Annotated in this window: 30 protein-coding genes and 1 tRNA gene; 10 read left to right on the plus strand and 21 right to left on the minus strand. The window is 66.0% G+C overall.

Going from position 1 to position 26,510, the window contains the following annotated elements; translation table 11 throughout:
* The first annotated feature begins 103 nt into the window (after positions 1–103).
* Complete coding sequence (locus ABLE88_RS09520) at positions 104–616, plus strand: phospholipase D-like domain-containing protein (RefSeq protein ID WP_348831298.1); 513 nt, start codon at positions 104–106, stop codon at positions 614–616.
* Here the strand turns inward: ABLE88_RS09520 and ABLE88_RS09525 are convergent.
* The 3 genes from ABLE88_RS09525 to ABLE88_RS09535 all read right to left on the minus strand — a co-directional run bounded on the left by ABLE88_RS09525 (position 613) and on the right by ABLE88_RS09535 (position 2,556).
* On the minus strand, positions 613–792 hold the full coding sequence (locus ABLE88_RS09525) for a hypothetical protein (RefSeq protein WP_348831299.1): 180 nt from the start codon (positions 790–792) through the stop codon (positions 613–615). The genes ABLE88_RS09520 and ABLE88_RS09525 overlap by 4 nt on opposite strands.
* A gap of 164 nt (positions 793–956) precedes the next feature.
* The gene (locus tag ABLE88_RS09530; RefSeq protein ID WP_348831301.1) at positions 957–1,625 is read right to left on the minus strand and encodes an SH3 domain-containing protein; all 669 of its coding nucleotides are present in this window, start codon (positions 1,623–1,625) and stop codon (positions 957–959) included.
* Positions 1,626–1,782: 157 nt separating this feature from the next.
* Positions 1,783–2,556 (minus strand): hypothetical protein, encoded by a 774-nt coding sequence (locus ABLE88_RS09535; RefSeq protein ID WP_348831302.1) that lies wholly within the window; start codon positions 2,554–2,556, stop codon positions 1,783–1,785.
* Positions 2,557–2,813: 257 nt separating this feature from the next.
* Between ABLE88_RS09535 and ABLE88_RS23815 the strand changes: the two genes are divergently transcribed.
* Entirely contained in the window at positions 2,814–3,356 is a 543-nt protein-coding gene (locus ABLE88_RS23815; RefSeq protein WP_510182877.1) for a DUF3761 domain-containing protein, read from the plus strand.
* 184 nt (positions 3,357–3,540) lie between these two features.
* On the plus strand, positions 3,541–3,921 hold the full coding sequence (locus ABLE88_RS09540) for a hypothetical protein (RefSeq protein ID WP_348831303.1): 381 nt from the start codon (positions 3,541–3,543) through the stop codon (positions 3,919–3,921).
* Between the two features lie 119 nt (positions 3,922–4,040).
* On the opposite strand, the gene ABLE88_RS09545 is transcribed toward ABLE88_RS09540, so the two are convergent.
* The 12 genes from ABLE88_RS09545 to ABLE88_RS09600 form a co-directional block, all read right to left on the minus strand.
* Positions 4,041–4,535 carry a hypothetical protein gene (locus ABLE88_RS09545; protein ID WP_348831304.1) on the minus strand — a complete coding sequence of 165 codons (495 nt, stop codon included), beginning with the start codon at positions 4,533–4,535 and terminating at the stop codon, positions 4,041–4,043.
* Between the two features lie 491 nt (positions 4,536–5,026).
* Entirely contained in the window at positions 5,027–5,542 is a 516-nt protein-coding gene (locus ABLE88_RS09550) for an ImmA/IrrE family metallo-endopeptidase (protein WP_348831305.1), read from the minus strand.
* Positions 5,481–5,852 (minus strand): hypothetical protein, encoded by a 372-nt coding sequence (locus ABLE88_RS09555; RefSeq protein ID WP_348831306.1) that lies wholly within the window; start codon positions 5,850–5,852, stop codon positions 5,481–5,483. Before ABLE88_RS09555 ends, ABLE88_RS09550 begins: the two co-directional genes overlap by 62 nt.
* 883 nt (positions 5,853–6,735) lie before the next feature.
* Positions 6,736–7,008, minus strand: a complete 273-nt coding sequence (locus tag ABLE88_RS09560) for a hypothetical protein (protein WP_348831307.1) — start codon at positions 7,006–7,008, stop codon at positions 6,736–6,738.
* A 110-nt stretch (positions 7,009–7,118) separates the two neighbouring features.
* Positions 7,119–8,048, minus strand: coding sequence for a hypothetical protein (locus tag ABLE88_RS09565; RefSeq protein ID WP_348831308.1), 930 nt, complete (start codon positions 8,046–8,048; stop codon positions 7,119–7,121).
* The gene (locus ABLE88_RS09570; protein WP_348831309.1) at positions 8,045–8,959 is read right to left on the minus strand and encodes a hypothetical protein; all 915 of its coding nucleotides are present in this window, start codon (positions 8,957–8,959) and stop codon (positions 8,045–8,047) included. Before ABLE88_RS09570 ends, ABLE88_RS09565 begins: the two co-directional genes overlap by 4 nt.
* Positions 8,959–9,237, minus strand: a complete 279-nt coding sequence (locus ABLE88_RS09575) for a hypothetical protein (protein WP_348831310.1) — start codon at positions 9,235–9,237, stop codon at positions 8,959–8,961. The genes ABLE88_RS09570 and ABLE88_RS09575 overlap by 1 nt, the downstream gene beginning before the upstream one ends.
* Before the next feature lie 3 nt (positions 9,238–9,240).
* Entirely contained in the window at positions 9,241–10,647 is a 1,407-nt protein-coding gene (locus ABLE88_RS09580) for a replicative DNA helicase (protein ID WP_348831311.1), read from the minus strand.
* Complete coding sequence (locus ABLE88_RS09585; protein WP_348831312.1) at positions 10,644–10,841, minus strand: hypothetical protein; 198 nt, start codon at positions 10,839–10,841, stop codon at positions 10,644–10,646. The genes ABLE88_RS09580 and ABLE88_RS09585 overlap by 4 nt, the downstream gene beginning before the upstream one ends.
* 35 nt (positions 10,842–10,876) lie before the next feature.
* Positions 10,877–11,290: a winged helix domain-containing protein gene (locus tag ABLE88_RS09590; protein WP_510182878.1), complete on the minus strand. Its 414-nt coding sequence runs from the start codon at positions 11,288–11,290 to the stop codon at positions 10,877–10,879.
* A gap of 81 nt (positions 11,291–11,371) precedes the next feature.
* On the minus strand, positions 11,372–11,593 hold the full coding sequence (locus tag ABLE88_RS09595; protein WP_348831313.1) for a helix-turn-helix domain-containing protein: 222 nt from the start codon (positions 11,591–11,593) through the stop codon (positions 11,372–11,374).
* Positions 11,594–11,702: 109 nt separating this feature from the next.
* Positions 11,703–12,767 (minus strand): hypothetical protein, encoded by a 1,065-nt coding sequence (locus ABLE88_RS09600; protein ID WP_348831314.1) that lies wholly within the window; start codon positions 12,765–12,767, stop codon positions 11,703–11,705.
* A gap of 351 nt (positions 12,768–13,118) precedes the next feature.
* On the opposite strand from ABLE88_RS09600, the gene ABLE88_RS09605 reads away from it, so the two are divergent.
* The 4 genes from ABLE88_RS09605 to ABLE88_RS09620 are packed head-to-tail and all read left to right on the plus strand — an operon-like array spanning position 13,119 to position 19,163.
* Complete coding sequence (locus ABLE88_RS09605) at positions 13,119–13,325, plus strand: hypothetical protein (RefSeq protein WP_348831315.1); 207 nt, start codon at positions 13,119–13,121, stop codon at positions 13,323–13,325.
* Between the two features lie 9 nt (positions 13,326–13,334).
* Complete coding sequence (locus ABLE88_RS09610; protein WP_348831316.1) at positions 13,335–13,541, plus strand: hypothetical protein; 207 nt, start codon at positions 13,335–13,337, stop codon at positions 13,539–13,541.
* Positions 13,541–14,974: a hypothetical protein gene (locus ABLE88_RS09615; RefSeq protein WP_348831317.1), complete on the plus strand. Its 1,434-nt coding sequence runs from the start codon at positions 13,541–13,543 to the stop codon at positions 14,972–14,974. Before ABLE88_RS09610 ends, ABLE88_RS09615 begins: the two co-directional genes overlap by 1 nt.
* Before the next feature lie 58 nt (positions 14,975–15,032).
* Positions 15,033–19,163, plus strand: coding sequence for a hypothetical protein (locus ABLE88_RS09620; protein WP_348831318.1), 4,131 nt, complete (start codon positions 15,033–15,035; stop codon positions 19,161–19,163).
* A 5-nt stretch (positions 19,164–19,168) separates the two neighbouring features.
* Here ABLE88_RS09620 and ABLE88_RS09625 read toward each other — a convergent pair whose 3' ends face one another.
* Positions 19,169–19,459, minus strand: coding sequence for a hypothetical protein (locus ABLE88_RS09625; RefSeq protein ID WP_348831319.1), 291 nt, complete (start codon positions 19,457–19,459; stop codon positions 19,169–19,171).
* Positions 19,460–19,470: 11 nt separating this feature from the next.
* Between ABLE88_RS09625 and ABLE88_RS09630 the strand changes: the two genes are divergently transcribed.
* Positions 19,471–19,728 carry a hypothetical protein gene (locus tag ABLE88_RS09630; protein WP_348831320.1) on the plus strand — a complete coding sequence of 86 codons (258 nt, stop codon included), beginning with the start codon at positions 19,471–19,473 and terminating at the stop codon, positions 19,726–19,728.
* Here the strand turns inward: ABLE88_RS09630 and ABLE88_RS09635 are convergent.
* The 3 genes from ABLE88_RS09635 to ABLE88_RS09645 form a co-directional block, all read right to left on the minus strand.
* Positions 19,697–19,903, minus strand: coding sequence for a hypothetical protein (locus ABLE88_RS09635; protein ID WP_348831321.1), 207 nt, complete (start codon positions 19,901–19,903; stop codon positions 19,697–19,699). The two genes, ABLE88_RS09630 and ABLE88_RS09635, sit on opposite strands and share 32 nt — an antisense overlap.
* A 323-nt stretch (positions 19,904–20,226) precedes the next feature.
* Positions 20,227–21,432: a tyrosine-type recombinase/integrase gene (locus ABLE88_RS09640; RefSeq protein ID WP_348831322.1), complete on the minus strand. Its 1,206-nt coding sequence runs from the start codon at positions 21,430–21,432 to the stop codon at positions 20,227–20,229.
* Positions 21,433–21,606: 174 nt separating this feature from the next.
* Positions 21,607–21,682 (minus strand) — tRNA-Ile (locus tag ABLE88_RS09645).
* 210 nt (positions 21,683–21,892) lie between these two features.
* Here ABLE88_RS09645 and ABLE88_RS09650 point away from each other — a divergent pair.
* On the plus strand, positions 21,893–22,633 hold the full coding sequence (locus ABLE88_RS09650; protein WP_348831323.1) for an SIMPL domain-containing protein: 741 nt from the start codon (positions 21,893–21,895) through the stop codon (positions 22,631–22,633).
* A gap of 142 nt (positions 22,634–22,775) precedes the next feature.
* A complete protein-coding gene (locus ABLE88_RS09655) occupies positions 22,776–23,624 on the plus strand; it encodes an NUDIX hydrolase (RefSeq protein WP_348831324.1) in 849 nt (282 codons plus the stop codon).
* Positions 23,625–23,667: 43 nt separating this feature from the next.
* Here ABLE88_RS09655 and ABLE88_RS09660 read toward each other — a convergent pair whose 3' ends face one another.
* Entirely contained in the window at positions 23,668–24,468 is an 801-nt protein-coding gene (locus ABLE88_RS09660) for a DUF2189 domain-containing protein (protein WP_348831325.1), read from the minus strand.
* Positions 24,469–24,583: 115 nt separating this feature from the next.
* Positions 24,584–26,458 (minus strand): glutaminase A, encoded by a 1,875-nt coding sequence (gene glsA / locus ABLE88_RS09665; protein WP_348831326.1) that lies wholly within the window; start codon positions 26,456–26,458, stop codon positions 24,584–24,586.
* Positions 26,459–26,510 lie beyond the last annotated feature (52 nt).

Below are 26,510 nucleotides of genomic sequence, written 5' to 3' on the forward strand. Positions count from 1 at the left end.
TCATTTGGCGTCGCTTCAAACTCTCCGATGGTAATCATTGCATCTTTCTCTTAACCGGGTCTGCTCTGTGAATTTGAGGAGGCATCTCATGCCATTCCCAACGATGAAGACCGTGCTCGTGCTCGGCTTGTCGCTCGCGGTGGTGCCCATGCCTGCCGAGGCGCAATCGGCCTCGATCCACTACAGCCCAGGCGAAAACCTTGAGCACATAGACCTTGGCCTGTTGCGCTCGGCGCGCGTCTCTATCGACTTCGCGGGTTACGTGGTGACGGATTGGCCCGTGGCCGAGGAACTCGTCATGGCCGCCGGCCGGGGTGTGCGCGTGCGCGTGGTGCTCGATCCTTCGATCAAGCATGCCGCCGACAAGCTCGCGCCGCTCGGCGCCCAGATTCGCCAGAAGGCCAAGGGCGCGTTGATGCACCTGAAGAGCTATGCAGTGGATGGGAGCACGCTGCGCACGGGCTCGGCGAATTTCAGCCCCAGCGCCCTCAAGCGGCAGAACAATGACCTTGTCGTGATCCGCGACGCCCAGGCGGTGGAGCGCTTCCAAGCGGAATTCGAGGCGCTATGGCGCGCGGCGGCGCCATACGCCCCGGCGCCAGGGGATGGGCGCTAGGCCACCGCCTCCAGCACCCGCAGCTCGACCGCGATTTCGGCGGCAGCTTGGTCCATCCGCCTGTTGCTCTCATAGAAGCACAGGCCCGCCCGCTCGGCCCGCAGGGTGGCGATGCGCGCGGGCCGCACCTCGGCCGGGATCGCCGCAGCGGCCACAAGCTGACGCTCTTCGGCCATGCCTGCTTCATCGCGAAAGAAAGATTGAGAAGGCCTGCCAAGAGGCCCTTCGGGAAGTGCGGCGCCTCAAGTGACGCCTGCATTTCCGCGAGTGCAGGGGTATTGCCGCGGTTGGCGGTCCAGAAGCGACCATCGCCTGCAGTGCGCATAGGGCAACTTCCATCCTAAGGCTGTCCTCGATAGCGCTTCAACATGGCTGCGGTCACATCGCTTTCGTAGCAGATGGGCGCATAGCCACCCGGCTTCGAATAGGCGCTCCGAGCACCACAGCGCCGCCCGCCGCGATCAACGTCGTAGGGACATGCGCACGAGCCGGGATAGGCTGCCCGCGACTCGGCCACTAGGCGCTGAGCGATCATCGCGGCGGACAGGGCGGGAACGCTGGGCGGTTGGACCTGCGGCACTGGCCGCGGCTTTTGCTCCGGCCGCGGCGCGTCTCCCTCGGCCTCGAGCAGCTTCGCGAATACCCAGCCTTCCACAGCCGTCAGAGGATGCTGAACCTTCACCCACTCCCCTGCGCTCTCCAGAGCCTCGACGACCAGGGGCCGTGAGAGTCGATCCAGGATCGCGCCATCGCGAGAAGGCTCCCCGCGCAGCGCGACGCCCGTCCCTGTGACCCGCAAGCGCACCGGGGCGGCGGAAGGCGGGCGCAGGACGGGCGGCGCGGCCTGAGCAGGCGCTTGGACGGACGGGATCGCTGGAGAGACCAGGGCGACGCGCGCCGGCGGTTCCGACGGGGCCGGGGGCGCAGGCGTTTCCTTCCTGCCCGAAAGCATCCCGAGCACGATCAGCGCCGCCAATCCGAAAACGACCTGGATGCGCCGGCGTTGCACGATGACCGCCTAGGGTCGCGCCAGCTGGCGCAGCAGGCGAAGCACGGGGCCTGCCAGGGGCAGCGCGGCCAGCACGGCAGAAAGGCCTAAGATGCCGCTCCAGACGGCCAAGCGCTGCCACCTGGGCGCGTCCGGCAACGACCAGGGCAGCGCCCGATCAGGTCCGGGCGGGGGCCTCTTGGGACACGTCGACTTCGTGGCGCTCGCCTCCCACGTTGATCGTGATGCGATAGGCCTTCTGGTTTCCCGTCGTGGTCTGCGGCGGGTCGAATACGACTTGGCCTCCATACCACTCCCCCGGCATCATCGTGTTGTCCTTGATGACGTCCCTTTCGAGGTTCGCCAGGTTGGCCTGGCCCCGCGCCACCGCGGCGTCGATCATCTGCGCATTCTGGTAGGAGGCATTGGCCTGGGCGATGGCGTTCGCCGTGGGGCTGTAGCCGCTGGTGACGACCGTCGCGGTGCCGTAGCGCGAGTAGACTTGCGATGTGTTCGTGTAATAGCCGGACCTGGAGGCGGCGGCCGCATTGGCGCCTGCAGCGACGCCCACCAGGATTGCCGCAACCACCTGGCGCGTCTGTTCCTCCCGCACGAGATCCTCGTACGAGTAGACCTTCAGCGAATGAGCTGGCTCCCCGTCGATCAGCTGCTCGACCGTGATGTCCGAGGCTCGAAGCGTGATCGGGGTTCCGGTCGCGTTGAGAACGCCGACCACGTAGACCGGCCGGGCGCCGGGCTGCAAGCCGCGGGAGGCGGGCCGAATGAGCGCGACCGTCTTCGTTCGCTTCGAAACGAGGGCCGGCTGCCCGTCCCGCACAATAGCCTCTTGCTGGCCCTTCGGCTGAAACCGTGCGACTTCCGTCGTGACGCATCCGGCCAGCACCAACGCCGCGGCCGCGGCTGCTCCGACGCGCAATGCCCCGCTGCGCATCCCCGCCCCCTCTACCTTTTCGGGCATCCTCTGGGATATGCAGCCGGCTGTCGAGGCACGTTAACGATTGGTTAAGCAACTCAGGCGTGAGCGTGGCGCGCGAGCAACAGAGCTTGGCGCGCGCCTGGCGCGTTATTCCGGTATCGCCGGGGTGCCGACGGCCGCATGATCATCACGCACACCGGCGTGCCGTCCGCCTTCGAAGGCCAGGGTCTCCCGGCTCATCCTGGAGCTTCTGATCGGTTGATGGGGATAAAATGCGGGCTTCGCCTTGGCTCGTTGGCATTCTGGCCTTCGTTGTCTCATGGGGTACGATATCGCGCATCGAGGGACCGGCCCGTTGCCGCGACGGGTGGTATTCCTCATCCATTGGTATGCAAGGCGCATGCTCACATCACGGCGGCGTCCGCCCCTCCTCAGCGCCATGGCTGGCCCTTTTGGTGGGCACGGTCTCGGGTGGCATTGCAGCTTGGCTCCGCTCCACGGCCCGTCTCCCTGCGAACTCCGCTCGTCGGACCGTGGAAGAAGCTGAGGATAGAGTAGCCTTGGCGCCGCCGGATCTCAGTCGAGACCCCGCACCGAGCTTGTCGAAAGCATGGGCGATGCAGTTTACGCGACATTGCCCAGTTTGTGGCGGCGGCATGCGGGCGGTGTCCAGAACCGCCGGCCCCGAACCCTACGGCGATTTCTGGGAATGTCTCGATCCTGATTGCATGAGACTAGAGGTGCGGGCGGATGGTGGGGCACCTCGGCAGCCCCACCGAGCGCGTCCTACCAGGTCGCCAAAGCGCCGTCGGTAGCGAAAGCGCTTCGGCTTTAGGGGAGACCTTCCCGGGAGGGGTTCTTGCATCCCCTAAAAGGAGTTAATGCTGTCGGTCGCGGGCTCTGCCTCTATGGTCGCTTCCTATCACGCCGGATTTTCGGGCATTAAGACGACAAGTGAAAGCATAGGCACTTCCGCAAGGTGGCTCCCCCAGAACGCGCATGTGGGAGATCAGCGAGAACCTGCATCGCAATGATCTGGACCGCGCCCAGCGCGCCTTGCACGAGGCGGAGTGGATACGGCTCCGGGAGGAGGAGGATCTTCAAACGGGTCAAGTTGACCCAAATGAAAAAAGCAAGCGGGCAGATGGTCGTGGGCATCGCCACGAGGGCGGCATCAGACTGGCCGCGCGGGAATTGCCAGTTCCAGGCGATACTGACGAGGCGAAGCGCATGCGCCTCCGTCGCGACATGGAAATCGCCAGCGCAGGCGAAGAAGTGCTCGCCGAGGCTCGAAAGGCCGGCCTCGCCAAGAACGAACGGGCCCTTCTGTGGCGCGCGCCGACCGGTCAGATGGCCGACGCAACCCGTGTGCTACGCTAGTTCTTGTCCGCGCCGCGCCCCCGAGCGGACAAGCGGAGAGCCGGGCGGCGGTCCCCCGCCTGTCGTCCGGCTCTCCATCTCTGGCATGGGGCCTGACTCTGCGTCTCCGGTTTGCTGGGTCAGCCCGTGGACGCGCCGTCGCGGGCAGGCCCACCCGCCGGAAGGAAACGCGCGGCTTTCGGATCGGCTTCCGAGAAGCTCCGAAAATGGGCGGTGGCGTCGGCGAGCGTCTCGTCGCATGCCCAGACGTAGCGATTGCGATAGCCGATCGGGCTTCCCGGCATGGAGCGAAGGGTGATCCAGGGCAAGCCCGATGCCGGCGGCTGGTAGAGTGCGACAAAGGCAATCCCGCGGCTCGGCCCCGAGTTGACGAAGTCCGGTCCTGCCCGAAAATCCGGCCAACCCTTGCGAAACGGGACTGGCTGGCCGAGCGCGTGATCCAACGCCCTCCGTTCGGCATCGCTATCGACGATCCAGAGCTTCCAGGGCTGGTCCCTGCCCCTGTCGAAAGACGCCGGCCATTGGCCGACCAAAATGTCAGGCACCGAAGCGCAGAACCGCTCGTAGCAGGTGACGCTCATCCAGTCTCGAACGGCGGCAGACTTGAAATCCATTTTGTTGCGAATCCCCAGCCGATCACTCCTCTTGCCCCCAGATTGGGCGTAACGCTAAGGCAGGAGGAATGCAACCTGTGGAAGCCGTGCCATAGCCCGGTAGCCTCCGGATGCAGCGCCTCGTAGATCTCCTTCCGCCGCGCCGACTGGTAGGCAGATGGCGCCGGGTTCAGTTCGGCCCAGCTTAGGCGGCAATATTAGCCATCCCCGCACGTGCCGGAGCCGTGCCGTGCAGCGTTGGTGCATTGGCTCGGGAGCGCAGGTTTCAGGCGGCAGGTTTCAGGGCGGTTTCAGCAGGTAACGCGCGAGGGTGCCAGCTGATGCAAGCCACACCCGGCGCTTCATCGGGTTTGATCCTCCGGGCCTCTTGGGCGCCATGGTGGCGGCATCTCGCCGTGCCGCGCGGCGAGTGGCGATCCGTTCAGATGATCTGGCGAGCACAAAATGCCCGCCGGTTAAGGCGGGCTAGATCGTTTCATGGGGACAAAAGGTTATCCTAAGCGAAGCTCTCGCATGCGGATTCTCGCCATATCTGGAGACACATCGAATGTGCGTGCCATCGACGCAAAGTCCTTCATGCCGCCACGATAATAGGTCCGCACCAGAGGCGCCGGCATTAGGATCGTCGCGGCATAGCTATTGGCCTGCCGTTCAACGTCGTCACCCCGAGGACTGCGATACATCGCGTCATCCACGATCCCGTCGCCAATGAGGCTGCGGTGAAGAGCAAAATGAGCCAGTTCATGGGCTATCGTAAATCTCTGGCGCGTCCGAGCATGACGCCCGTTGACGGTGATCCGATATCGGTCTCCAAAGAAGCCAACCCGCTCGATCTTCCCGGAAATATCATCCGGCAATCGGTCATCGATCACGACCTCGATGCCAAGCGCGGCAGCGATAGCGTCCACGTCAATCGGCGCGGTCTTCTGGAAGGCGCTGATGATCTCAACCGCCGGAGCCAGGGGGTCGAACCTCTGATTGGGCGACGGCGCTTTGTGCATATTCATCTCCGCCTCCCTGGCCTTCCTCCTGGTCGCTCAACACTCTGGTCGCTCGGGTAGCGACCTCTTCCGCCGTTTTCTTCGCCACGGCAGATGCTGTTTGCACCGACAATTCACGAATATGAAAATAGCCCAGAATCGCGGCAATACCGAGGAAAATCGTGACAATCGCGAGCATGGCGCTCAGGGCGCTGAGCACGACGGTCACAACGTCCGCGGGAGGCCATCCATTGGGGAGCTCCTTCGCTCGCAGAGCGATGTCAACGCCAAGCAGCAGGCACAGCAGCGCGACGAGTATGACGAAGATTGTTCTCATCGCTCCCTCACATCTCGATCATGGACCGGCGGGTGTTCAGCGGACGCGATCTGCAACGACCCCTAACATGATTATCACCCCGAAAAGCAGAGCGGCAATGAGCTTCAAGTCTTGGCGCATATGGAGTTGAATGCGGTATATGTCAGGATTATTGTCGTAGCTCTCGCGGTCTTTCTCATTCATCCGGCCGGCCCACCAAGCTATTAGGCTGGCAAAGAAGAGAGACGCTATCGTAAACATCGATGAGCCATCCTTTTCCACGGTGCATCAACGGGGGTGCCCAGACTCATTTTTCTGATCTGTCCCGGCCGGGAGATGATTAGCCGGCGCGTTCGATCCATCTAACCCGCGCGGCCCATTCGATGATCACGTCCTGCATAGGCGCGGCGTTGTAGCTCCACAGCGTCCTTGTGCCAGGCATCGGCCCGCGCCAGATGGTCATGATGGGGCCATGTGCCAGCAGCCTCCTCCGAAATTCCGAGGTGCCCCTGCATTGCAGAATGGCCCCTTGCGCTTCACGGTGAAGCGCAAGCCGCTCTGCCGTAAGCCATCCGCCTTAGGCAACCGTGGGAATCTCCACCATAGTTGATGCGCCGCGCCGTGCGGCGCAACTCTCCCGCCATGGATCATCGTACGTGCGGGGTCCGATGTCCGACAAATCCTTGAAATCCAACGGTCGAGTTTTCGACCGGGAGCGAGGGGCGCGCCGGTAAACTAGGCCGGTCAACTAGAATGTCGGTAGGTTTTGTCCACCGACATCTGGAGGTTAGCCCTCGCCGCAAACGTTTGGCGTCCCGGCGACGGCATCGCGATGCGGGTCTGAAAAGTCAGCGTGATCCAAGCCAGCACCTGTTTTCGCAGAATTTCTGCGGGCTTCCCGCGATCATTCGACGGGCTTGCCCGTCACTGCCTCCTCAATGCGGTTCAGGTAGGTGACAGGAAACATGTCGTCCGTTGCTTCCCGCGGGAAGCCCTTGGGGGCGGGGATGACGTCGGTGAACTTCCAGTGCTTCAAGTGGGCACGAGCTGCGAGGAAGACGCTCGGTTCGATCTCCTGAGAGGATACCAGCGCCTCAAATGCGGCGATCTGCGCGCTCTGCTGGTTCACGCGAATTCGAAGATCCTGAACTAGGCGAATCAGTTCATCCTGGGTCATAGCGGCACCTAGTGCGAATGGAATTCGGACAACCTGCGCGGGTCTGGTTCCCGGCGCAACCGAAGCTGTGAGGCTTTGACTGGCAATCCACCGCCGAAATGCTCCTCCCCCTACGACCTCGTCCTTTCTCGGCCGATTGCCTTCCTATGGTTGGATACGTTCTGGCGCGAGACGCCGCAGCGCCGGGAAATCTCCCCGTCGCTAAGCTCGGGGTGCGCCGTCAGCATCGCGAGCACCTCGGCCCGCTTCTGCGCGTTGGTCCTGCGCTCGGCGGGGGCGGTGGTGGATGGGTGGCAATTTTTGCCGGTGCCGTCATCGCTGGCGGTGGGCATTTGCATCATCGAGATATCGAGCAAGAGCGCGGCGAGGGCCTTGTCCGTGCCCCATCCCCTGCCGCCGCCTTCGGTCTCCCAAAAGCGCAGCCACAAGGTGCGGGCCTCGATCCCCGCAAAGGACGGGTCGCTCCAGTTGTCGAGCATCCATTCCAAGCAGTCCCACCGCGCCGAAACCCCGAGGGGAAATTCATAGCGGGAATCGAACAGCCGGCGGCGCGTCCAGATGGTGCGCCAGCCGCGCCATTCCGCACAGACGCCCGCGAGGTCGTCCGGCATGGGGAATGCCCGCCGAGCGGCTTCCCTCGCGGCGTGAGGGGCGTCCTCGTTGGCATGATCCCACCGGATGTTCGCAAATTCGTCGGCCAACAGCCGCTCGCGGTCGGTCTCGGCAAACATTGCCTCCCTCGATCCGAACTCCCGAAGGGCCGCGGCACGGGCCGGGGCGTCCCTATCCCACCGCTCGCGCTCAAGGTCGCGCATCATGTCGCGGAAGCCGTCGCGCCAATCGTCTTGCGGCGGGGCGGTGGCAGCCTCGGCGCGCATGCCGTCCAAGGCGTCGTCCAGCGTCATGCCGGCGACCATCGCGATAGCCTCGGCACGGGCGCGGGCCGCGCTGCGCTCGCCTTCGGTCGCGCCCAATTCGATCAGCACCGCAACCTTGCGGAAGCGCTCCGCATCGAACCTTGCGGAATGGGGGGCGGTCACGGCGCGGCCCCCGCGGCGGCAGCGCCGGCCGGCTGGGCGAAGCCGAACTCGGCGAGCAAGTCCGGCGGGGCGCGGCAGCCGCCGTAATCGGGCGCCGGGCCGGCGGCGGTAGGCCAGGAGCCACCGCCCGCATAGCGCCCCACCAGCGCCCGCCAGTCGATGGCGGGAGCCTCGGGGCTGGGCGCGCCGCTGTATTCCTCCCACAGCCGGCCGTTCAGCCAACTGCGGGCCTGTTTCACATACGGGGTTCCTTCCACGCCACGGCGCCGGCAATCCGCGCGGTATCGCTCGGCTCCGGAAATGATGGCCTCCGGATCGGTCCCGCTCTTCAGGAGCCGGGCGAAGACCTCGCCAGCCTTCGGCCAGTCTTGGGTTCCGTCCCGCTTGGGATAGGCCAAACGGAAGCGGTTGAACAGTTCGTCACGCTCCGGCTTCCGGGGTTCTCGGGGAGCCTCGAAAGCATGAATATTATTCTTTTGGTTTCTGGTTTCTGGCTTCTGGGTAATAGGGTCCCCATTGGGGAGCCTATTAGGTGCCGCGCTTTCCTCTTCCATTTCAGAGGCTTGTGCCCACCTCTTATTGGCCGCTTTGGCGCCCTTTTGCGCCTTGGCATGATCCTTCACCATCCGGCGGGAGAAAACGACGCCTGAGCGTGTCAGGCTCAGGACTCCGGCTTTCCGAAGCTCGGCCATCAGGGCCCGTGCCTCGTCCACCGGCGCCCCGACCATGCGCGCCAACACGTCGTCTTCTAGAACCTCGCCGTTGAGGAAGAGATGCCCGTACGGCTTCGCCTCGTGCATCACACAGAGGCACTCCATCCAGAAACCACGCGCCGCCAGGCTCACGGCTCGCAAAGCCTGATCGCCGCGCCAGTCTCGGGGATAGAACTTGATCCAGGGATTGTTGCCCATCACAACCAGTCCTCCCGGACGTGGAGGCGCTCGCCGTCCGGGCTGATGAGGCCCTCGGCCGCAAGCTCGGCGAGAAGCTTCCGGAACTCGCGCTCGGTGAGCCTGCTATCAGCCGCCAACTGCACAGCCGAGACGGGCGATCCGCTCGCGGGGTCGCCGTGCACCAGCACAAGAACGTGAGCGAACAGACCGCGCGCCGACAGGCTGCACCGGCGCAAAGCCGGGTCCGTGGTCCACTTGGTGGAAGGATATTCCATATCCGAATAAGAGGCGCCCATGTGTTAGCTCCAGTCCCTGATTGCCGACGCGGCGGGATGGCAAAAGACGCGGACGGTCCCCACCGCCCCCATCCGCGATTTGGCGACGATGATTTCGAGGTCATTTTCGCAAGACAGAAGTAGTGCTTGCGATTCCGGATCGGTTTTGTCTTTCAAGTAGTAAGCCGGCCGAAACAGAAGGATCACAATATCTGCATCCGCTTCGATATCGCCGCTCTCGCGCAGGTCGGAAAGCTCGGGGCGCTTGTCGGCGCGCGTCTCCACCACCCGGTTAAGCTGACACAAGAGCACGATGCAAATGTTCAAATCTTTCGCAAGAGACTTTAAGCCGGCGGTAATTTCGCCAACTTCATAATGGCGCTGGCCCCTATACCTTTCCGACGCCTTGACGAACTTCAAATAGTCAATCACCACCACATGAAGACGCTGGCCCCGCGCCTTCATCTCGTCCGCGGTGCGCCGGGCGCGGGCGACAATCTCGCTCACTGACAGGCTTGAGGTCGTGTCGAAAACCAACGGCAGCGCCGCCACAGCCTCGGCGGCCCGCTCCACCATCTCGCGGTGCTGCGGGCGCAAGGCGCCTTCAAAAATGCCCTTTGCGCTGATCGGCGAATCATGTGTAAAGGCTTGATCCGCAACAATCCTTGCGCCGATTTCCTCTTTTCCCATTTCCATGCTGTGGAACACGCAACCATACCCAGCAACAGCCACCGCGCGGGCGATATTGCCTCCCACAAGACTTTTTCCCATGCCGGGTCGGCCTGCGACCACCACCAGTCGGCCGGGCTGAAGCCCACCGATGGAGCGATCAAGGTCCCGCAGGCCGGTGCTGACGCCCGCCTCAAATGTCCCGTCCCTGATCGCGTCCAGTCGGCGCAAGACCGCCGACGCCACCTCGCCCACCGGCTCGCGCGCCAAACGCGTGTCGTCCACCTCGGCCCGGATGGAATCGAGCGCACCCACCGCCTCGGCGATGGCGGCCTTAGCGCTGGCGCCCGGCTCCGACGCGGCGGCGGCGGCCTCGCGGGCGACGCGGATCACCTCGCGGGCCGCCCAGGCATCGCGCACCGACACGGCATAGTCGCGGGCCATCACAACCGTGGTGGCTTCGGCCATGAGCCGGGCGCAATACTGAATGCCCGTCAGGCCCGCGATGTCGATGCCGGCCGACAACTTGCCGCTGATCGTGATGGGCGTCGCCGCGCGCCCTTCCATCACGGCGGACTCGCACAGCGAGTAAATCTTGGCGTGGATCGGCTCGTAGAAGTGAGCCGGCCTGATCACGTCGCTAACGCGGCCGAGCGCGGCATTGTTGCAAAAGATGGCGCCCAAGAGCGCTTGTTCGGCCTCCACCATGCGGGGGCCATCGTCCGCCAGGTCGGCGGGGATCGGGGGGGCGTAGTTCATCATGCAACGCCCTCCGCTTCGTCGTCCCCTTCGGACGTGAAGGCGTCGAGAAAATCGCGCCAGGCCCGGCCGGCGGCAATGCCGTCCGCCAAGCTGTGCGTGGCCTGCGCCCTCTTCGCGATGCGAGTGTAGCGCGCGAAGAATTCATCCACGGTGGTCAAATGAACCGCAGGCGGCAGGTGGGCGGGGCGCGACACGGGGTGGCGCCCAGGCGGGTGAGTGAGGGGGCGGCTCACGGGCGGGCCTCCCCGGCGAACTCGGCGCCGATCACCTCCAGCGCCGCCCGCAGCACGTAGCGAGCGTGATGGCCGCTGTAGGGGCCGCCATGGCCCTCCGTCACGGTTTCGACCGGAACGCCAATGCCGCGCAAGGTAAAAACGTAGTGGCTCCACCGCGGCGCCGGCCGCGTCAACGGAGTGCATCCGGCGGCACCCGCCTGGATCAGCGCCGCGAGCGCCCAGGCCGTGCGGCCCCGAACCGTGATGGTCTCGCCCTCGGCGCCCTCGGGGCCGGGGAGGCGGACGCGCAGGCGAGTGATCTTGTCGAGGTCGCGGCCCGCCATGGGGGACGCGGTGGGCGGCTGAAAGTCGAAGGTGGGGGCCGGGCTGGCCTTGTGCGCGGCGCAGCTATCCGTTACATGAGTCATCGAAGTTCTTTCCTTGGCGGGAGAGGGTTTCAGACGCGAAAATTTGACGCCCCGTGCTTCGCCGGCACGGGGCGTTTCGCGTTACGGGTTCGTGCGATAATCCCAAGTCCGGTTCACGGCCGGGAGCGCGGCGAGCCAGGCGTCGGCGTCGGTGGCGCGGATGAGCACGCGGCGCCCCACGCGCACGGCCTTCAGGCGGCCGGCGTTGATTTCGTCGTACAGCTTCGTCCTGCCGACGCCGAAGACGGTGCAGAAGGTTTCGAGGGTGTAGGCCGCGCGGGCGACGTGGGCGGGCTCGGTCATGTTCGGTCCTCGCAAAGCAGTGCGCATCGAGAGCGCGTGGAAACTGCTGCGAGCATGCCCCGGCCAAAAAGCGATAAAAATAACTATAAATAGGTAGCCTATTTATAGTTTATCGCGCGATGAGCCCCGCCGATTTATCGCAAAGCTCAAAATAGAGGCCCCGGTCCTTTGTCCCGTCCGCGTGTCCTCCGAAAATGTCGGAAATGCTCTTGGCCTTCATGCGCATATTCGGTTCGTTGGGGAATTTTTCCTCAAGCCATCTAGACAGGTGCTCGGCCTCATCGATAAGGCGGCTGGTTATCATTTCATGTGCCGCTGCGCGACGCTCCATCTCTGCGCGAACCGTCGCTCGCGCACCTGGCCTACCTGCCGGGCGCCGCGTCGAAGGCACGCTGGGATCGACGACATCGGCGGTATCGACTATCTCTGTTGCCTCGATCCCCTCGGGAGCGGCGGCGTGTTCGCCCGCGAGCGGTTCGCCTTCAACCTCGGCGCGCTGGTCCGCCGGCTGTTCCCAAGCCACTTCGGGCGCCATCTCGGCCATCAACGCCACAACACCGGCCCGCTCCACCTTCACGTTTGAGAAAGAGTAAACCGGTTCATCGTCGGCGGCGGCGGTAATTAATTCTTGCTCCATTTCAAGATAATCGTCGCAATCGACATAATGAATGCGGCAATACGCATCGTCGAAATCGCGCGTAATGTGGAAATATTCGCGGTCTATTGGTTCAGGCGGTGCCTTGGGCCGCTTCGGGCTGGGCTCAAGGTGCATTGGGCCGCTCACGCGCGTGCCAAACATCTTGAGTTTTCCAGACCTCGCGGCCTCATTCAGCAAGGATTGCAGCTCGGCCTCACGCTTGACGACTTCGGCGCGCCAATCGCTCGCCCGTTCCGCCCCATCCCTAGGAAAGCTGAACACGGCGCCGGCCTTGGCAACGTCGAGAACATGAGGGCTGCTGGCCGCGGTGGCAGAGCCGGCCGGGTAGAAGCGGTAATGCCCATCCTGGTCCTGATAGAGGGATCCATCGTAGTGCGCCGCGGGTTGATCGCTGCTCGCCGGGCGAAAGCGCGGGATGCCGCCATATCGCAGAAACTGCATGGCGTCGGCCAGACTGACGGTATCCTCCGCCGGAAGCGGCCCAAGCTCGAAAGTAAAGTCGTGATCCTGGCTCATCTGCGACCCTTGGCGGATAGAGCGCCCCCGGCCGAAGGTCGGAGGCGTTCTCTATGTGTTCCTTGAATTTGAGCGCGTCCGCCGTTGTTCGCAAGGGGCGCGAGGGTGGTCTGTGCCCCTGCTCCACAGGCGGAGGGCTTCCCTCGGTCTTGCGAAAAAAGACACAAGCACCAAACATGTCTAAATATAAATAAGTATGTTGGCGCATACAAATGGACGTTTACGGGCATTATTCTTGACTATTGTGCGAGTAGGACAAACAGCGTACTTTTCGAAGCAGGCCATTTCGTCGGAGGCATCGCTGTGAATCCCATGAAACTGAGGGCGACTTGTTTGGAGGCGGCCGGGCGCGTGTCGTCCGACATCGATTCCACCTTGCGCCACGCGGGGATTCTGGAGGTGTTCGTCGTCTGCGGCTATCAGGAGGCGCAGCGAGCGCTCGATGCCCTACGCGGCATGATCCCCACCGCGCCGCCGCCGGCTCCCGACAAGGCCACCAACGATGACGACGCGCTTCCGGGCGAAGGCCCGGCCGGCAAGCCGTCCGCTGTGCATTGAGGTGCTGCGATGAACTCCGCCCGAAAGAGTGAACTTCTCAATTTCCGCGCCCCTGAAGGCTTCCACGCGAGCGTGCGTGCCGAGGCCGAGCGGCGCGGCATCACGTTCGCGGAACTCATCCGCCAGGCCGTCGCGCGGGATTTGGCCGCGAACTCAGCCGCGGCGGACCTTACCAAGGCGGGCGCTCCTCACCACCGTGCCGAAGGGAATGCGTGATGGCTGGCTTCGGCGTTGGCATGGGCGCATTCGCCCAAGGGTTCGCAGGCGGCTATGGGCTCGGGCAGAAGTTCGAGGCCGTCAATCAGAAGCGGCAGGACCGCGAGGCCATCGACAAGATAAAGACTGATGGCCGGGCGCAGTTTGATGCCGACGTTGCGGCGGGCAAGGCGTCTGAGGACCAGTGGAACACGTTTTTCACCGGCAAGATCCTTCCCCAGATGCAACAGGAGTTTGCCCAGCGCGGCGACCTGACATCGGCGAAGGAGGCGGGCGAGTTGGCCGAGGCGGAGAATACCCGTCAAGGCCGCTCCTTTTTCCGGCAGGCGCTCATGTCGGCGCAGTCGGGCGATATGGACGGTGCGCTCGGCGCCTTCGGCAAGCTCGCCACCGTGCCCGGCTATGGCCCGGCCGGATACACCTATATCGGAACGCGCAAGCTCGCTGACGACAAAGGGCAGTCCGCCGGCTGGGCGGTGGACTATCGCGACGGCTCGGGCAAGAGCTATGCGGCGACCTTCAAGACGCCCGAGGACTTCATGATGGGGGTGGCGTCGGTCTATGCGCCCGAAGTCCGGCTGAAAGAGATGATCGACGTGCGCCGGTCGGCGCGCGAGCGAGACAACGCCCTCGGCCTTTACAAGGACAAGACCGCCCATGATCTCCTGGTGGAGACGCAGAAGCGGCAGGCGGGCCTCACCGGCAAGCCAGTCGTGACGGAGGTCTACGACGAGACGACGGGTCAGCCTCGGGCGGCCATCGTCAATCCTGCCACGGGCGCCGTCACGCCCATCGGCGGCGTGAAGGTGCCGCCCAAGAAGCCCGTCCCGGCCACGATCCAGAATGCCGAAGCTGAAGACCTCTACGGGGTGCAGAGCATCACCAGCATCAACGACACCCTCGATCGGTTCTCGAAGCAGATCGACACCGGCTCTCTCCAGCTCGGCCCGCTTTCGAACTTCATCTCGGGGGCCAAGAACGCGGCTGGACTGAGCAGCGCGGAATCCCGCAACTATGCGTCATTCCAGGCCACTTTGGAAAAGCTTCGGAACGACACCCTGCGCCTGAATAAGGGCGTCCAGACGGAAGGCGATGCAGTCCGCGCCTGGGACGAACTTATCAAGAACATCAATGATCCGAAGGTGGTGAAGCAGCGGATTGCGGAAATCACCCGTCTCAACAAGGTTGCGGCCGAGTACCGGCGGAACGTGATCCAGCAGCGCCGCGCCGACAACGGCCTGGAGCCGCTCGACGTTGACCGGATGGTGGTCCCGCTCCCGCCAGACGACGCCGCGTCGGCGCAGGGCGGCGTCAAAACCGGCGCCAGCGGCGGCGCGAAGGCTGGTCAGCGTGAGGGCGCCACCGCGACCAATCCGCAGACTGGCGAAAAAGTCCAATTCCGCAACGGACAGTGGGTGCCCTATGGCCGGTGAACTTCCTCCGGGGTTCGTGCTTGACGAACCTGTCAACCCAGGGCTCCCCCCCGGATTCGTGCTGGATGAGCCGGGCATTACGATGGCCGATAGCGAGGTGTCGCCCTCGGGGGCAGCTCCTGCGGATGCGCCCTCGGCTGATGATCTGACCCGCGAGAACTACCGGGCGAAACTGCGGCAGGCGACCGTCGCGGGCCAGCGCCGGAAGTCTCCGGAGCAGTGGGACGCCATGGGCATTCCGATGGCGGACAAGCCGGAGCAGCCGCCCGGCCCGGAAGGTGGCGCCCGAGGTGAAGGGCCGGATGGCGTCTGGAACAATTTGACTGCTGGCGCCAACGATTTCCTGTTCACCGTGGCCGGCCTCCCCGTCGATGCCGCGACCGGCGCCTTGAATGAAGCGGGGCGGCAGGTCCGATCCGCGCACGGCGCCCCAGTGCAGGAGATCAAGGAGCCGGTGGGAGGCAAAGGCTCGATCACGCGGGCCATGGAATCCATCGGCGTCAACGATCCCGCGAAGGTGCAGGCGAACACGGTGGAAGAGCGGGTTGCGCGCGGCGTCGGCGCGGGCGTCGGATCCATGCTGGCGCCTTCCGCCGTCATTGTGGGGCTGGCGCGTGCCGGCCTGCTGCGGGAGGGCGCCCTTGAGGCGCTCGCCCCCCTGTTCGGCGAGGCGCGGAACCCCGCCAACTTCGTGGCAAATTTGACCATCGGCGGTACGGGAGGCGGTGTCGGTGCTGTTACGGGGGATATCGCGGCCGAACAGGGTGGGGAGAAGTTCCGCCCGCTCGGCGAACTGGCCGGCAACGTGGCCGGTGGTGTGGCCGGCGCCGGGCTCGCTGTGGCGCCTCGGGCGGTGAGCGAGGGTGTCCGGATGGGCGCGGATCGGCTCCTGCCGACGCGGGCAGCCCAGGAGCGCGCCGCCGGGGCCACCCTCCGGGATGCGGCGAGCGATCCCTATGCGGTGCGCGAGGCGCTCGACGAAGGCGGCACCGAGATTATTCCCGGCTCCCAGCCGACCACCTTCCAGGCGACGGGGGACATGGGGCTGGCGGGCCTAGAGCGGGGTGTCGCGGCCAAGGATCAGCCCGCCTTCCAGCAGCGCACGGCCGAACAGAACATCGCCCGCCGTGAGGCGCTGGACGCGATCCAGCCCACGGGCTACCCGGAACAGGTCTCTCAGGCTCTTCGCGAGCAACTCGCCCGGATCGATGAGGAGACGAGCGCGGCCATCTCCGGCGCCACTACGCGGGCGGTGGAGGGGACGCGCGCCCTTGGAGGCGATCTGCCGCCGGAAGCCTATGGCGCGGCCCTGAGGGACATCGAGCGGCCTATTGTGCAAAGCGCCGAGGCCGAGGCGCAGGCCGCGACGCGCGCCATGGGCGGGCTCGACACACCGGAATTCTATGGCGGCGCTCTGCGCAACCGGCTGGCCGATGCGCGCGAGGTCATGAAGCAGCGGGAGAATGCTCTTCACGAGGCCGTTGATCCTGACGGCCGGCTGGCTCTTTCCGCGAACGAGACGGCGAGGACGGCACGCGAGGTGGCCGCCTCGTTGCCCAGGTCGGCCCGACCGATCGAAGGGGAAGAGGCTGCAATCCTGTCGGTTGCGAACCAGTATGCCGGGCAGGCCACCCCTTACCGGGAACTCGCGGCGCTACGGAGCCGGCTTCGGGATGCCGCCTGGGAGGAGCGCCGGGCCAATGGGCGGACGGTCAAATATGCTCGCCTGGCGCGGCTTCAAGGTGCAATAGAGCGCGACCTGGAGACGGCAGTTCTCCGGCAGGCCGAGAACGAAGCCCAGCTCGTCGCGAGTGGCGCGGTGGACCTGGAAGACACCTTGCTTGACCGGGTGCAGGCGGTGGCGTCTGGTGGTGGGGCTGGGGACTGGCCGGGGCCTGTCCCGATGGCCCGCGCTCCGGCGCAGGGTGATGTCGCGGCGCGCGCGGGCGCGCCCAAGCCGGACGCTGTGATGGTAGAGGCGGCGGATATCGCCCTCGGCCGGCGCGCGCCCTATCGCCCTCCCTCTTTCCTGAGGTGGGTCGCGGCCCGCGGTGGCGTGCTCCCGGATGCGAATGTGACTGCCGTTCTGGACGCTGCTGATCGTCGCTATGGCGGCATCCTGAGCACCGGCGGCCGGAGTGTGGACGAACTCGGCATCTCCATTGCCGAACGCAGCGGCATGCGCGAGCGGCCGGACGAAAACCAGATCCTCGATTGGATTTCTGAGGCCGCGAACGGGCGCGATCCTGATTGGTGGATCGCGATGCACGCGAGCCCCGAGCGGGAGGAAGCCGCCCGCATCGCCGAGTCCATCACGCGCCTGGCGGCGGAGCAAGGCGTCCCTTTGCGTTCGCGGCGGGCCGCCCTTGACTTGCTGAACCAAGAGGCTGCGCTTTATGGTGACGGGCCGCCGTCGTCGGTCGTCCCTAACCTTCTGGATCGAGCGCGAGCGCCTAATGTCCAGCGATCCGCCCCCCGAGACCTCGGAACCTCCGGTGAATCCGCCGCGGGGGCAGGAGCCGGATGGCGGGGTATGGGGCCGGGGGATGGCTCGGGTGCTCCTGAGGTTCCCGCCGGAGGAGTGGGAAGCAATCCTGGATCACCTGGAGCACGAGGGGAAACGGGACGGGGACTTGGCGGTTCTCCGGGAGGTGAGGGAGTTCCGCCGCCACGGATGGAGCCTGCTTCCGTTTTTGGGGAAGAAGACCTCGCCCGAATGAGGACCGCGAACGCGGCCACGCGCGAGCGAGCCGAGACGTTCGACACTGGCCCCGTTGGTCGCGTCCTTGAATCGTCTGGCCCTGCGGATCGCTACCGGCTTTCGGAAAGTGCGGTGCCTGGCGCCCTGTTCCGGCCGGGCCTTGAGGGCTTCCAAGCGGTCCAAGCCTTCCGCCGGGCGGTTGGTGACGATGCCGCCGCGGTCCATCTCCTTCAGCAAGCGGCTGTGGCCGACCTTCGCCGCACGGCGACGGGCCCGAACGGCACGCTCGACCCCGACGCCTACGGCCGGTGGCGGGCCAAGTATGCCGACGCCCTGCGGGCGGCCCCTGACTTCCTGCGATCCATCGGAACGGCCGAGCGGGCTTCCCGGCTCCTGAACGAGGCGCGGATCATCCCGGAAGGCGTCCTGGACGGAGATGTCGGCGGGCGGGTTTTCCGATCCGGCCCAGGCGGCTATGAGAGCGTGACAAACTTCGTGCGCGCCCTCGGCGACGGGCGGGCGCAGGCCATCCTTCAGGACTACGCCATCAACCGGCTGCGCGACTTCGCCGAGGTGAAGAGCGGCGACATCGCCGGCACGCTGGACCCGAAGAAGGTCGAAATGTGGCGCGCCCGGCATAAGGACGCCCTGCGCGCCCTTCCCGAGGTGGACCGCATGCTTGCCGAGCCCACCTCCGCCGCCGAAGCGGTGGCAAATTTGGCCATCGCCAGGAAGGAGGCGCTAGAGGGCTTCCAGGCCGGCACCGTCGCCAAGCTGCTTGGCGTGGATGACCCCCAGGACGTGGTGAAGACGGTCGGGGGCATCTTCGGCCGGCAGGACGCGGTTGCTCAGATGCGCAAGCTGGTCCGGGAGACGGCCGGCAACCCCGATGCGCGCCAGGGTCTCCGCAAGGCGGTGGCCGAGCATATCAACCGCCGCTTCGTCTCGAACGTCGAAGGGGCGACCACCGAACAGAACCTCTTGCGCTCGAACCAGTTCCAGGAGTTTGTGAAGTCGAGCCGCAACACGCTGCGCGTCGTCTTTACCGATCCCGAGGTGGAGATGATGAGCCGGATTGCGGCCGACCTCCACCGGGCGAACCGCTCCAACACGGCGGCCCGCGTTCCGGGCCAGTCCAACACCGCCCCCGACGCCTTGGCGGCGGCTCGGGCGACGACTGGCGAGCCTCAGTCCCTCCTGTCGATCCTGACGCGCGCGGGCGCCATGGGCGGCGCGGTGGGCCTCACCACTGGCGTTGTTCCGGGCGTGGCTGGCGCTGTAGTCATTGCGCTCGCTGGCGCCATGCGCAATGCCGGCATCAAGAGCGCCGACACGATCCTCCGGGATGCGATGCTGGACCCGAAGCTTGCCTCGCTGCTGCTGGACAGGGCGCTAGCCAAGAACCCGCGCCAGTCGCTCGAATTGCGCAAGGCGATCCTGCGCGCGTCGGGGATGGGAGCCATAGATCGAGAAGGCGGCTCTAAGTGAACGGTCTAGTTTGCCTTCTCGCAGGAATAGTGATCCATCGGGTATTTTCTCATATACAATTCGGCCACTTCTTGGCAGAAGGCAAAATCTTCCATGAATCCGAATACAAGAGCAACACGTTCATATTGAGACAAGGCGTTGTATTTCACAAGCCAGTAGTCCGGGGCAGATCCAACTCGATTGTTGGTGATGAACTTCTCAAACGCAAAGCGCCGAGCATCCTCCGTATCTCCGCAGGAAACGAGTAGGGCGGAAAGCGATAACGCGGCGGCTTTAACGCCATTTCCCCACTTCATAGGAGATCACCATGTCCAAGACTTACGAGAAGGGCTTCGCTACCATCGGCCAAGTCATGGGCGCCGGGGAGGGCGCCTCGACCTTCGGCAGTGCTGAAGGCGCGTCGGTTGGGGCAAACTGGTCCACCTTCAGCCGCGACGCGCCGGCCCTCCGGATGGAGTGCCTGAAGCTGGCGAATGGCGAGGGCGGCCCGGCGCAGATGGTCGTCGAGCGGGCGCAGATCTACCTCGACTTCATCACCGCTTCAGAGAACGGTGATTCAGAGTAGCCTGTAGGCACTCGGCGTAGGTGTCGAGGATCCATTCGCGTGTGGCCTTTTCCTTGGCGTGAACGAGGCCATTCACGAGCTTGCCTTCAGCGTGGGCCACGGCGCCCAGCAGCTTGTAAGCGACCTGCTCCGGCGAGTTCTCGCCTATGTGCACGACTGGTGCCTTATCTGACATTCCATCCTCCCCAGGTTGAGAAGGTCACGCTAGCACTACTCAATTCGCCGGACGAGTCGCAGCTTCCGCTGGGTACGCACTAGGTACGCACCCCTAACGCGCGAACCCGCGCGCCGCATTGGTTCGCACCTCGGCCATCCCTGCATCAACAGGGGAAATGCAGGGCTCTCGGATAGGATCTGGATGAGGTGCTCGGCGCTCCGGAAAACTCCGGTTGCTGGGCTTTGGATTTGCTCGCCAGAACGGGCGAGCCTGATGCAGGTTCGCAGGAAGGTTCGCACCCCCAACGTGCGAACTTGGGCTGGTGACAGCCGGGAAGCTCCCTAGCTGTTCTCGCTGGCGCCCTTGCGCTTCTGGGCGTCCAAGAAGTCAGCCCAGTCGCACATCATCTGCCGACGGCCGGTCAGGTACTGAGCGCTGTTGTAGGCGCCGCGCACCTCATTCCGCTCATCATGGGCCAGCTGCCGCTCGATCCAGTCGGAGTCATAGCCGGCTTCGTTGAGCCAGGTGGAGGCCACGCCGCGGAAGCCGTGAACCGTCGCCCGGCCGTGATAACCCATGCGATACATGGCAAAGAGCATCGTGTTGTTCGACATGAAGCCCTCCTTGCCAGGGGAGGGGAACAGTTGCGCGCTCCGGCCGTCCAAGGGACGCAGTTCGTTCAGCACCGCAACCGCCTGGGGCGCGAGCGGCACGAGGTGTTCGAACCTCATCTTCATGCGGGCCGCTGGGATGCGCCAAAGCGGCTCCTTTCCATCGAGCCCCTCGAATTCCGACCATCGAGCCGCTCGCAACTCTGTCGTGCGAACGAACGTGAGGACCATTAGCTTCAGGGCAAGCTTGGTCATCGGTTCGCCGTCATAGGCGTCGAGCGCCTGGAGAAAGTCCGGGAGGTCCTCGCGGGGGAGGGCACGGCGGTGTTTCGGCCGGCCCGGCGACTTGAGCGCGCCGCGAAGGTCCTGGGTCGGATCGCGGCTGGCACGCCCGCTGGCAATGGCAAATCGGAAGATCTGCCCAATCACCTGCATCTCGCGCCGCGCCAGTTCGACGGCGCCTCGTGCTTCGATCTTCCGCACGACCTCCAGCACCTCGGGCGGCTCGATATCAGCGATGGGGCGCGATCCGAGCGCCGGGAACACATCAGCATCCAAACGGCTCAATAGCCGCTCGGAATAGGCCGGAACCCAGCCCGGCAGCTTCAGAGTGATCCACTCCCGACCGATGGCTTCGAACGTCCTGCTGGAGTTCAACGCGGTCGCGCGTTTGTCGGCCTTTCTTGCCTCGCTCGGGTCGAGCCCCTGGGCCAGTTGCTCCTTGAGCGCGTCGCGCTGCTTCCGCGCCTCCGCGAGCGAGATGGCGGGGTAGGGTCCAATTGCCAGCGTCTTCTGCTTTCCGGCGAAGCGATAGGAGGCGCGCCAGTATCGCTTGCCGTCCGGGTTCACCAGCAAAAAGAGCCAGCCGCCGTCGCTGAGCTTGTAGGGCCGGTCCTTGCCCTTCGCATTCCTCACGGCGGTGTCAGTCAGGGGCATTGATGGTATGTCGCCTGCAGTCGCGATTTCGTGCCAGCATTCGTACCATCAAATTTTGCGGGTGCCAACGAACTGTGACGAACGTCGGCGGCGAACCGCGACAAATAAGCCATTGATAAGTGGAGATATCACCGGGCTTCTGCGAACCGGGACGAACCCCGGCGGATCGCGATGTGGTAGGCCCGGCCGGACTCGAACCGACAACCAGACCGTTATGAGCGGTCAGCTCTAACCATTGAGCTACGGGCCCGCGCGCGGCGCGGCGCGTCGTCTCCTCTAGCAATTGGGGCGGGATCGAACAACCGGCGGCTTTTCGAGCGGTTGCGCGCGCCCGACCGGCCAGCCGCCGGCGCGGCGCCGCGCGGTTTCCCACAGGCGCGACGGCTTGCGCCACCGGAGCGCCGCACTGGCGCCGCGTTCGGCAGGTGGTGTCTCTGCGTCATCCGATGGAGGATCTCCCATGCCCCTCGACAGGGCCCACGGCCCGCTTGCCCGCCCGCTGCGCATCGTCTCCGGGGCGCTGTGCGCGCTCGCGCTCCTCGCCGCAACGCCGCTCCCCGCGCGCGCCGCGGCGACGCTCACGGTGGTGGGCGAGGGCCGCATCGCGTCGGAGCCGGACATGGCGCTCATCTCCACCGGCGTCGTCACCGCCGGCAAGACCGCGGGCGAGGCGGTGGCCGCCAATTCCAAGGCCGCGACCGCCGTCATCGCCGTGATCAAGGAGGCGGGGATCGCGCCCAAGGACATCGCCACCGCCAATTTCTCCATCTCGCCCCAATATGCCAGCGGCGCCCAGTCGGGGCCGCCGCGGGTGATCGGCTTCGAGGCGCGCAACACCGTGCGGGTGAAGGTGCGCGACCTCGCCCAGCTCGGCGCGCTGCTCGACAAGATGGTCCAGTCCGGCGCCAACCAGGCCTCCGGCCTCACCTTCACCCTCGCCGACCCCGATGCGGCGCAGGCGGAGGCGCAGGGCGCCGCCGTGCGGGACGCCATGGCCCAGGCGAAGTCGCTCGCCAAGGCGGCGGGCGTGCGCATCGTGCGCATCGCCAGCATCGACACCCGCACGGACAATTTCGGGCCGGTGATGCCGGCGCCGATGATGATGAAGGCGGAGGCCGCCCGCGCGGCGGTGCCGATCGAGGCCGGCGAGGTGGAGGTGCGCGCCCGCGCGGTGTTCGTGTTCGAGATCGAGCCGCAGTGAGCGGCGCGGCCGCCCGGGCGAGGGGCGGCGGGGGCGAAGCCCGTCACCTGCCGGTCCGCGCGATGTGGTAAATGAAAAATCCAACTCATCGCACTCCCTGATTCGCGAGGGAATCGCGGGCTTCTTCGACGGGGCGTCGGCCATGGCGTCGGGCATCAACGAGCGGAACGGACGGCGCATCCAGTATGCCGCTCTGCCTTACCGGGTGCGCCGGGACGGAACGGTGGAGGTGCGCCTCATCACCTCCCGCGAGACGCGGCGCTGGGTGATCCCCAAGGGCTGGCCCATGAAGGGCATGACGCCGCCGAAGGCGGCCGCGCGCGAGACCTACGAGGAGGCCGGACTGCTCGGCACGGTGGCGCGCGAGCCGCTCGGCCTCTACACCTACGACAAGCGCCTCGCCACCCGATCCGTGCCCTGCGACGTGATCGTGTTCCCGCTGAAGGTGAAGCGCCGGGTGCGCAACTGGCCGGAGCGCTCGCAGCGGTTCGGCTTCTGGTTTCCGATCGAGAGCGCGGCCGCGGCGGTGCAGGAGGAGGAGCTGAAGGCGCTCATCCTCGCCTTCGGCGATCTGATGGCGCAGAAGTTCGCGGAGAAGCGCAGCAGCGCTCCCGTGAAGCCGGCGCCGGCCGTGGCGCGCAAGGCCGCGGCGGTCGCGCCGGTGCCCGCGCCGGCCGTCGAAGGCGTGGCCAAGTCCGAGGCCAAGTCCGAGGCCAAGTCCGAGGCCAAGTCCGAGGCCAAATCTGCGGCCAAGGCCGCGGCCAGGGCCGCGGACAAGGCATCGGCCAAACGAACGACCAAGGCTCCCCCCACCGAGCCATCCAAGGTCTCAGGCACGGAGCGCGCCGCCGCGCCGCCCGACGCCGGCGCAACGACCGATGCCGCGGCGTCTCAGCCGCCGAGCCCCAAGAAGGATGGTGCGGCAAAGGGCGCCAAGGCCAAGCCCGCGGCAGAGCACGCTCAAAGCAAGCTGCCACCGTCTTTGCCCTAGGTCCCGGCGCGCGCGGCGGCCGCGGCGATGTCTCAGGCGCGGGCTATGGCGCGGGCGGGACGATGGCGCGGCGGTAGAGGTGCCAGGTGGCGTGCCCCAGCACCGGCAGCGCCACCAGCAGCCCGAGGAACATTGGCAGCACGGCGATCACCAGCAGCGCCACCACGATGATGCCGTAGAGGATCATCGGGCCGGGGCTCGCCAGCACCGCCTGCACGCTCACGATCATGGCCGTGACCACGTCGAGGTCCCGGTCCATCAGCAGCGGGAACGAGATGACGGTGATGGAGAACAGCCCGAGCGCCAGCGCGGCGCCGATCACGTGGCCCACGGCGAGGAAGCTGAGACCGTCCGCGGTGGTGAACAGCACCCGCGCGAATTCCTGGAGCGAGGCGAACGAGGCGAAGCCCAGGAACAGAGCGAGCAGCAGGCGCACCTGATACATCCAGATGATGAAGGCGAAGATGGTGACGAAGGCCATCCAGCCCAGCTCCCGGCTCCTTTGCGCGAGCGCGGTGCGGATCACGGTGGAGAAGCTGGGCCGGCGCCCGGCCTCGATCTCCCGGCTCACCTCATAAAGACCCGCGGCCACGAACGGACCGATCAGCACCGATCCGGCGGCCAGCGGGTAGGCGAGATAGCCGAGATCGAGCGCGAACACGGTGGCGAAGATGAGCATGCCGCCGAGGGCATAGATGGCGCCGAAGAACAGGCCGATGGCCGGCGCCGTCCGGAAATCCGAGACCCCGGCCTTCAGCGCCTCCATCACATCCGCGACCGACACCGGCCGCACCTTCGGGAACGCCGTGACGGCACCCCCGTGCTGCTTCACCACGTCCGCCATGTGCGCCCTCCCCAGGGCTGCTGCGCATTCGGCGCGCTGGCCGATGCGGCTTGTTATGGGCGAAGAGTGAAAGCGGCGCCGCGGGTTGTAAAGTCCGGAGGGTTCCGGAGGTGGATCAGCCGGCCAGCGCGTCGATGCGCGCGGTCGCCATGCGCATGCGCGCCGCCAGCAGCGCCGCGAGGTTGCGGATGATGCGCCGGCCCGCCGCCGGATGGTTGAGAGAGAAGGCGTCGAACGCGTCGGCGGCGACCTCGAGGCACACCACCTCGGTCTCGCTCCACACGTCGGCGCTGCGCGGCTGGTCGATCAAGGCCAGCTCGCCGAACGCCATCCCGGGTATCATGGTGCTAATCCGCACGCCCGACATGGAGCGCGCGCTCGCCATGCCGCGCAGCAGGAAATAGACCTTGGGCAGCGGCTCGGCGGCGCAGACGATGCGCACGCCCGCCTCGAAGGCGACCCGCGTGCCGCGGCTGGCGAAGGCGGCGACCTCCTCCGGCGCGAGGCCGTCCAGAAGCGCCTGGCCGGAGAGGTCCGCCTCCTCGGCGCCGCGGGAGAACCCGCCATGGCGGTAGACCACCTGGTCCTCCGCCCATTCCACCGCCGCGTCGTAGGTCGGGAAGGCGCGCACCTTCACGCCGTCCTGCGCCAGCCGGCGCAGGCGTGGGCCGATCTGGGAGCGGCCGTCCACCCCGGACAGGACCACCGTGGTGGAGGGCGGGATCTGGCGCTCGATCATCTGGGTGAACAGGCGCATGCCGGCGTCCGTGATGGTGGCGACGCGGTGCAGGTTCAGGATCAGGAAGTCCGGCAGGTGGGCCGGTTCGGCCAGCCGGCGGGTGACGTAGTCCATGGTGGCGAAGGAGAGCTTGCCGGCGAGCTCCACCACGCGGATCGCCCCGGAGCGGTCGTCGAGGATGCGCTGCTCGCCGGCGCGCCGGCCCGGCCGCGCGGGCACGGTGCGGAAGTCGTAGTCCGCCACCACGCAGGCGCGCACGTCGTCCTGGCGCGAGAGCATGTGCAGGTCGAACGCCTCCGACATGGCCTCGCAGGTCCTGATGCCGCGCACGCTGTTGCCGTGCTGGTCGAGGCGCGGCGAGAAGGTGCCGAGCCCGAGCTGGGAGGGCAAAGCGGCGAGGATGCCGCCGCCCACCCCGCTCTTGGCCGGCACCCCCACGCGGTAGATCCATTCGCCGGCGAAGTCGTACATGCCGGAGGAGCTCATCACCGCCAGCGTGCGGGCGACCGCGTAATTGGAGACCACCTGGTCGCCGGTGATGGGGTTGACCCCGTTATTGGCGAGGCAGGCGCCCATCACCGCGAGGTCGCGCGCGGTCACCAGCACCGAGCACTGGCGGAAATAGATGTCGAGCAGAAGGTCCACGTCGCCGGCGATGCCGCCATAGGTGCGCAAAAGGTAGGCGATGGCGCGGTTGCGATCGCCGGTGGTGCGCTCGGACTGGAACACCGCCTCGTCCACCACGAGCGGGCGCCCGGCGAGGCGGCTCAGGGTGGAGCGGATCAATTCGAAGGTGCCGTCGCCCTCGGCGGTGGCGATGAGGCCGCAGCAGGCGATGGCGCCGGTGTTCACCATGGCATTGAACGGGCGGTTGTCGGGCCTGAGGCGGATGGAGTTGAACGCCTCGCCGCTGGGCTCGACGCCGATCGCGGCCTCCACCCGGCCGGGTCCCAGCAAATCGAGCGCGAGCGCGAACACGCCGGCCTTGGAGATGGACTGGATGGTGAAGGGAACGTCGGTGTCGCCCGCCTCGTAGACGTGGCCGTCGATGGTCGCGACGGCGATGCCGAAATGGTCCGGGTCCGCCTTGCCGAGCTCGGGGATGTACTGCGCCACCTCGCCGGAGTGATCCTGCGCGAAGTCCCGGTGGCAGCGTCGCAGATAAGCGAGCAGCGGCGTCTCGCGCGCGGACGACGTCTCGCGCGCGGAAGGGGTGGGGAAGGAGGGGGCGGCGGCATCCGGCTTCGACAAGGACGGGCTCCGGCGGCAGAGGGGCACGGAGGCGAAGCCTATCGCGTTTTGG

The sequence above is a fragment of the Xanthobacter luteus genome (assembly GCF_040049235.1).
Classification (GTDB): domain Bacteria; phylum Pseudomonadota; class Alphaproteobacteria; order Rhizobiales; family Xanthobacteraceae; genus Xanthobacter.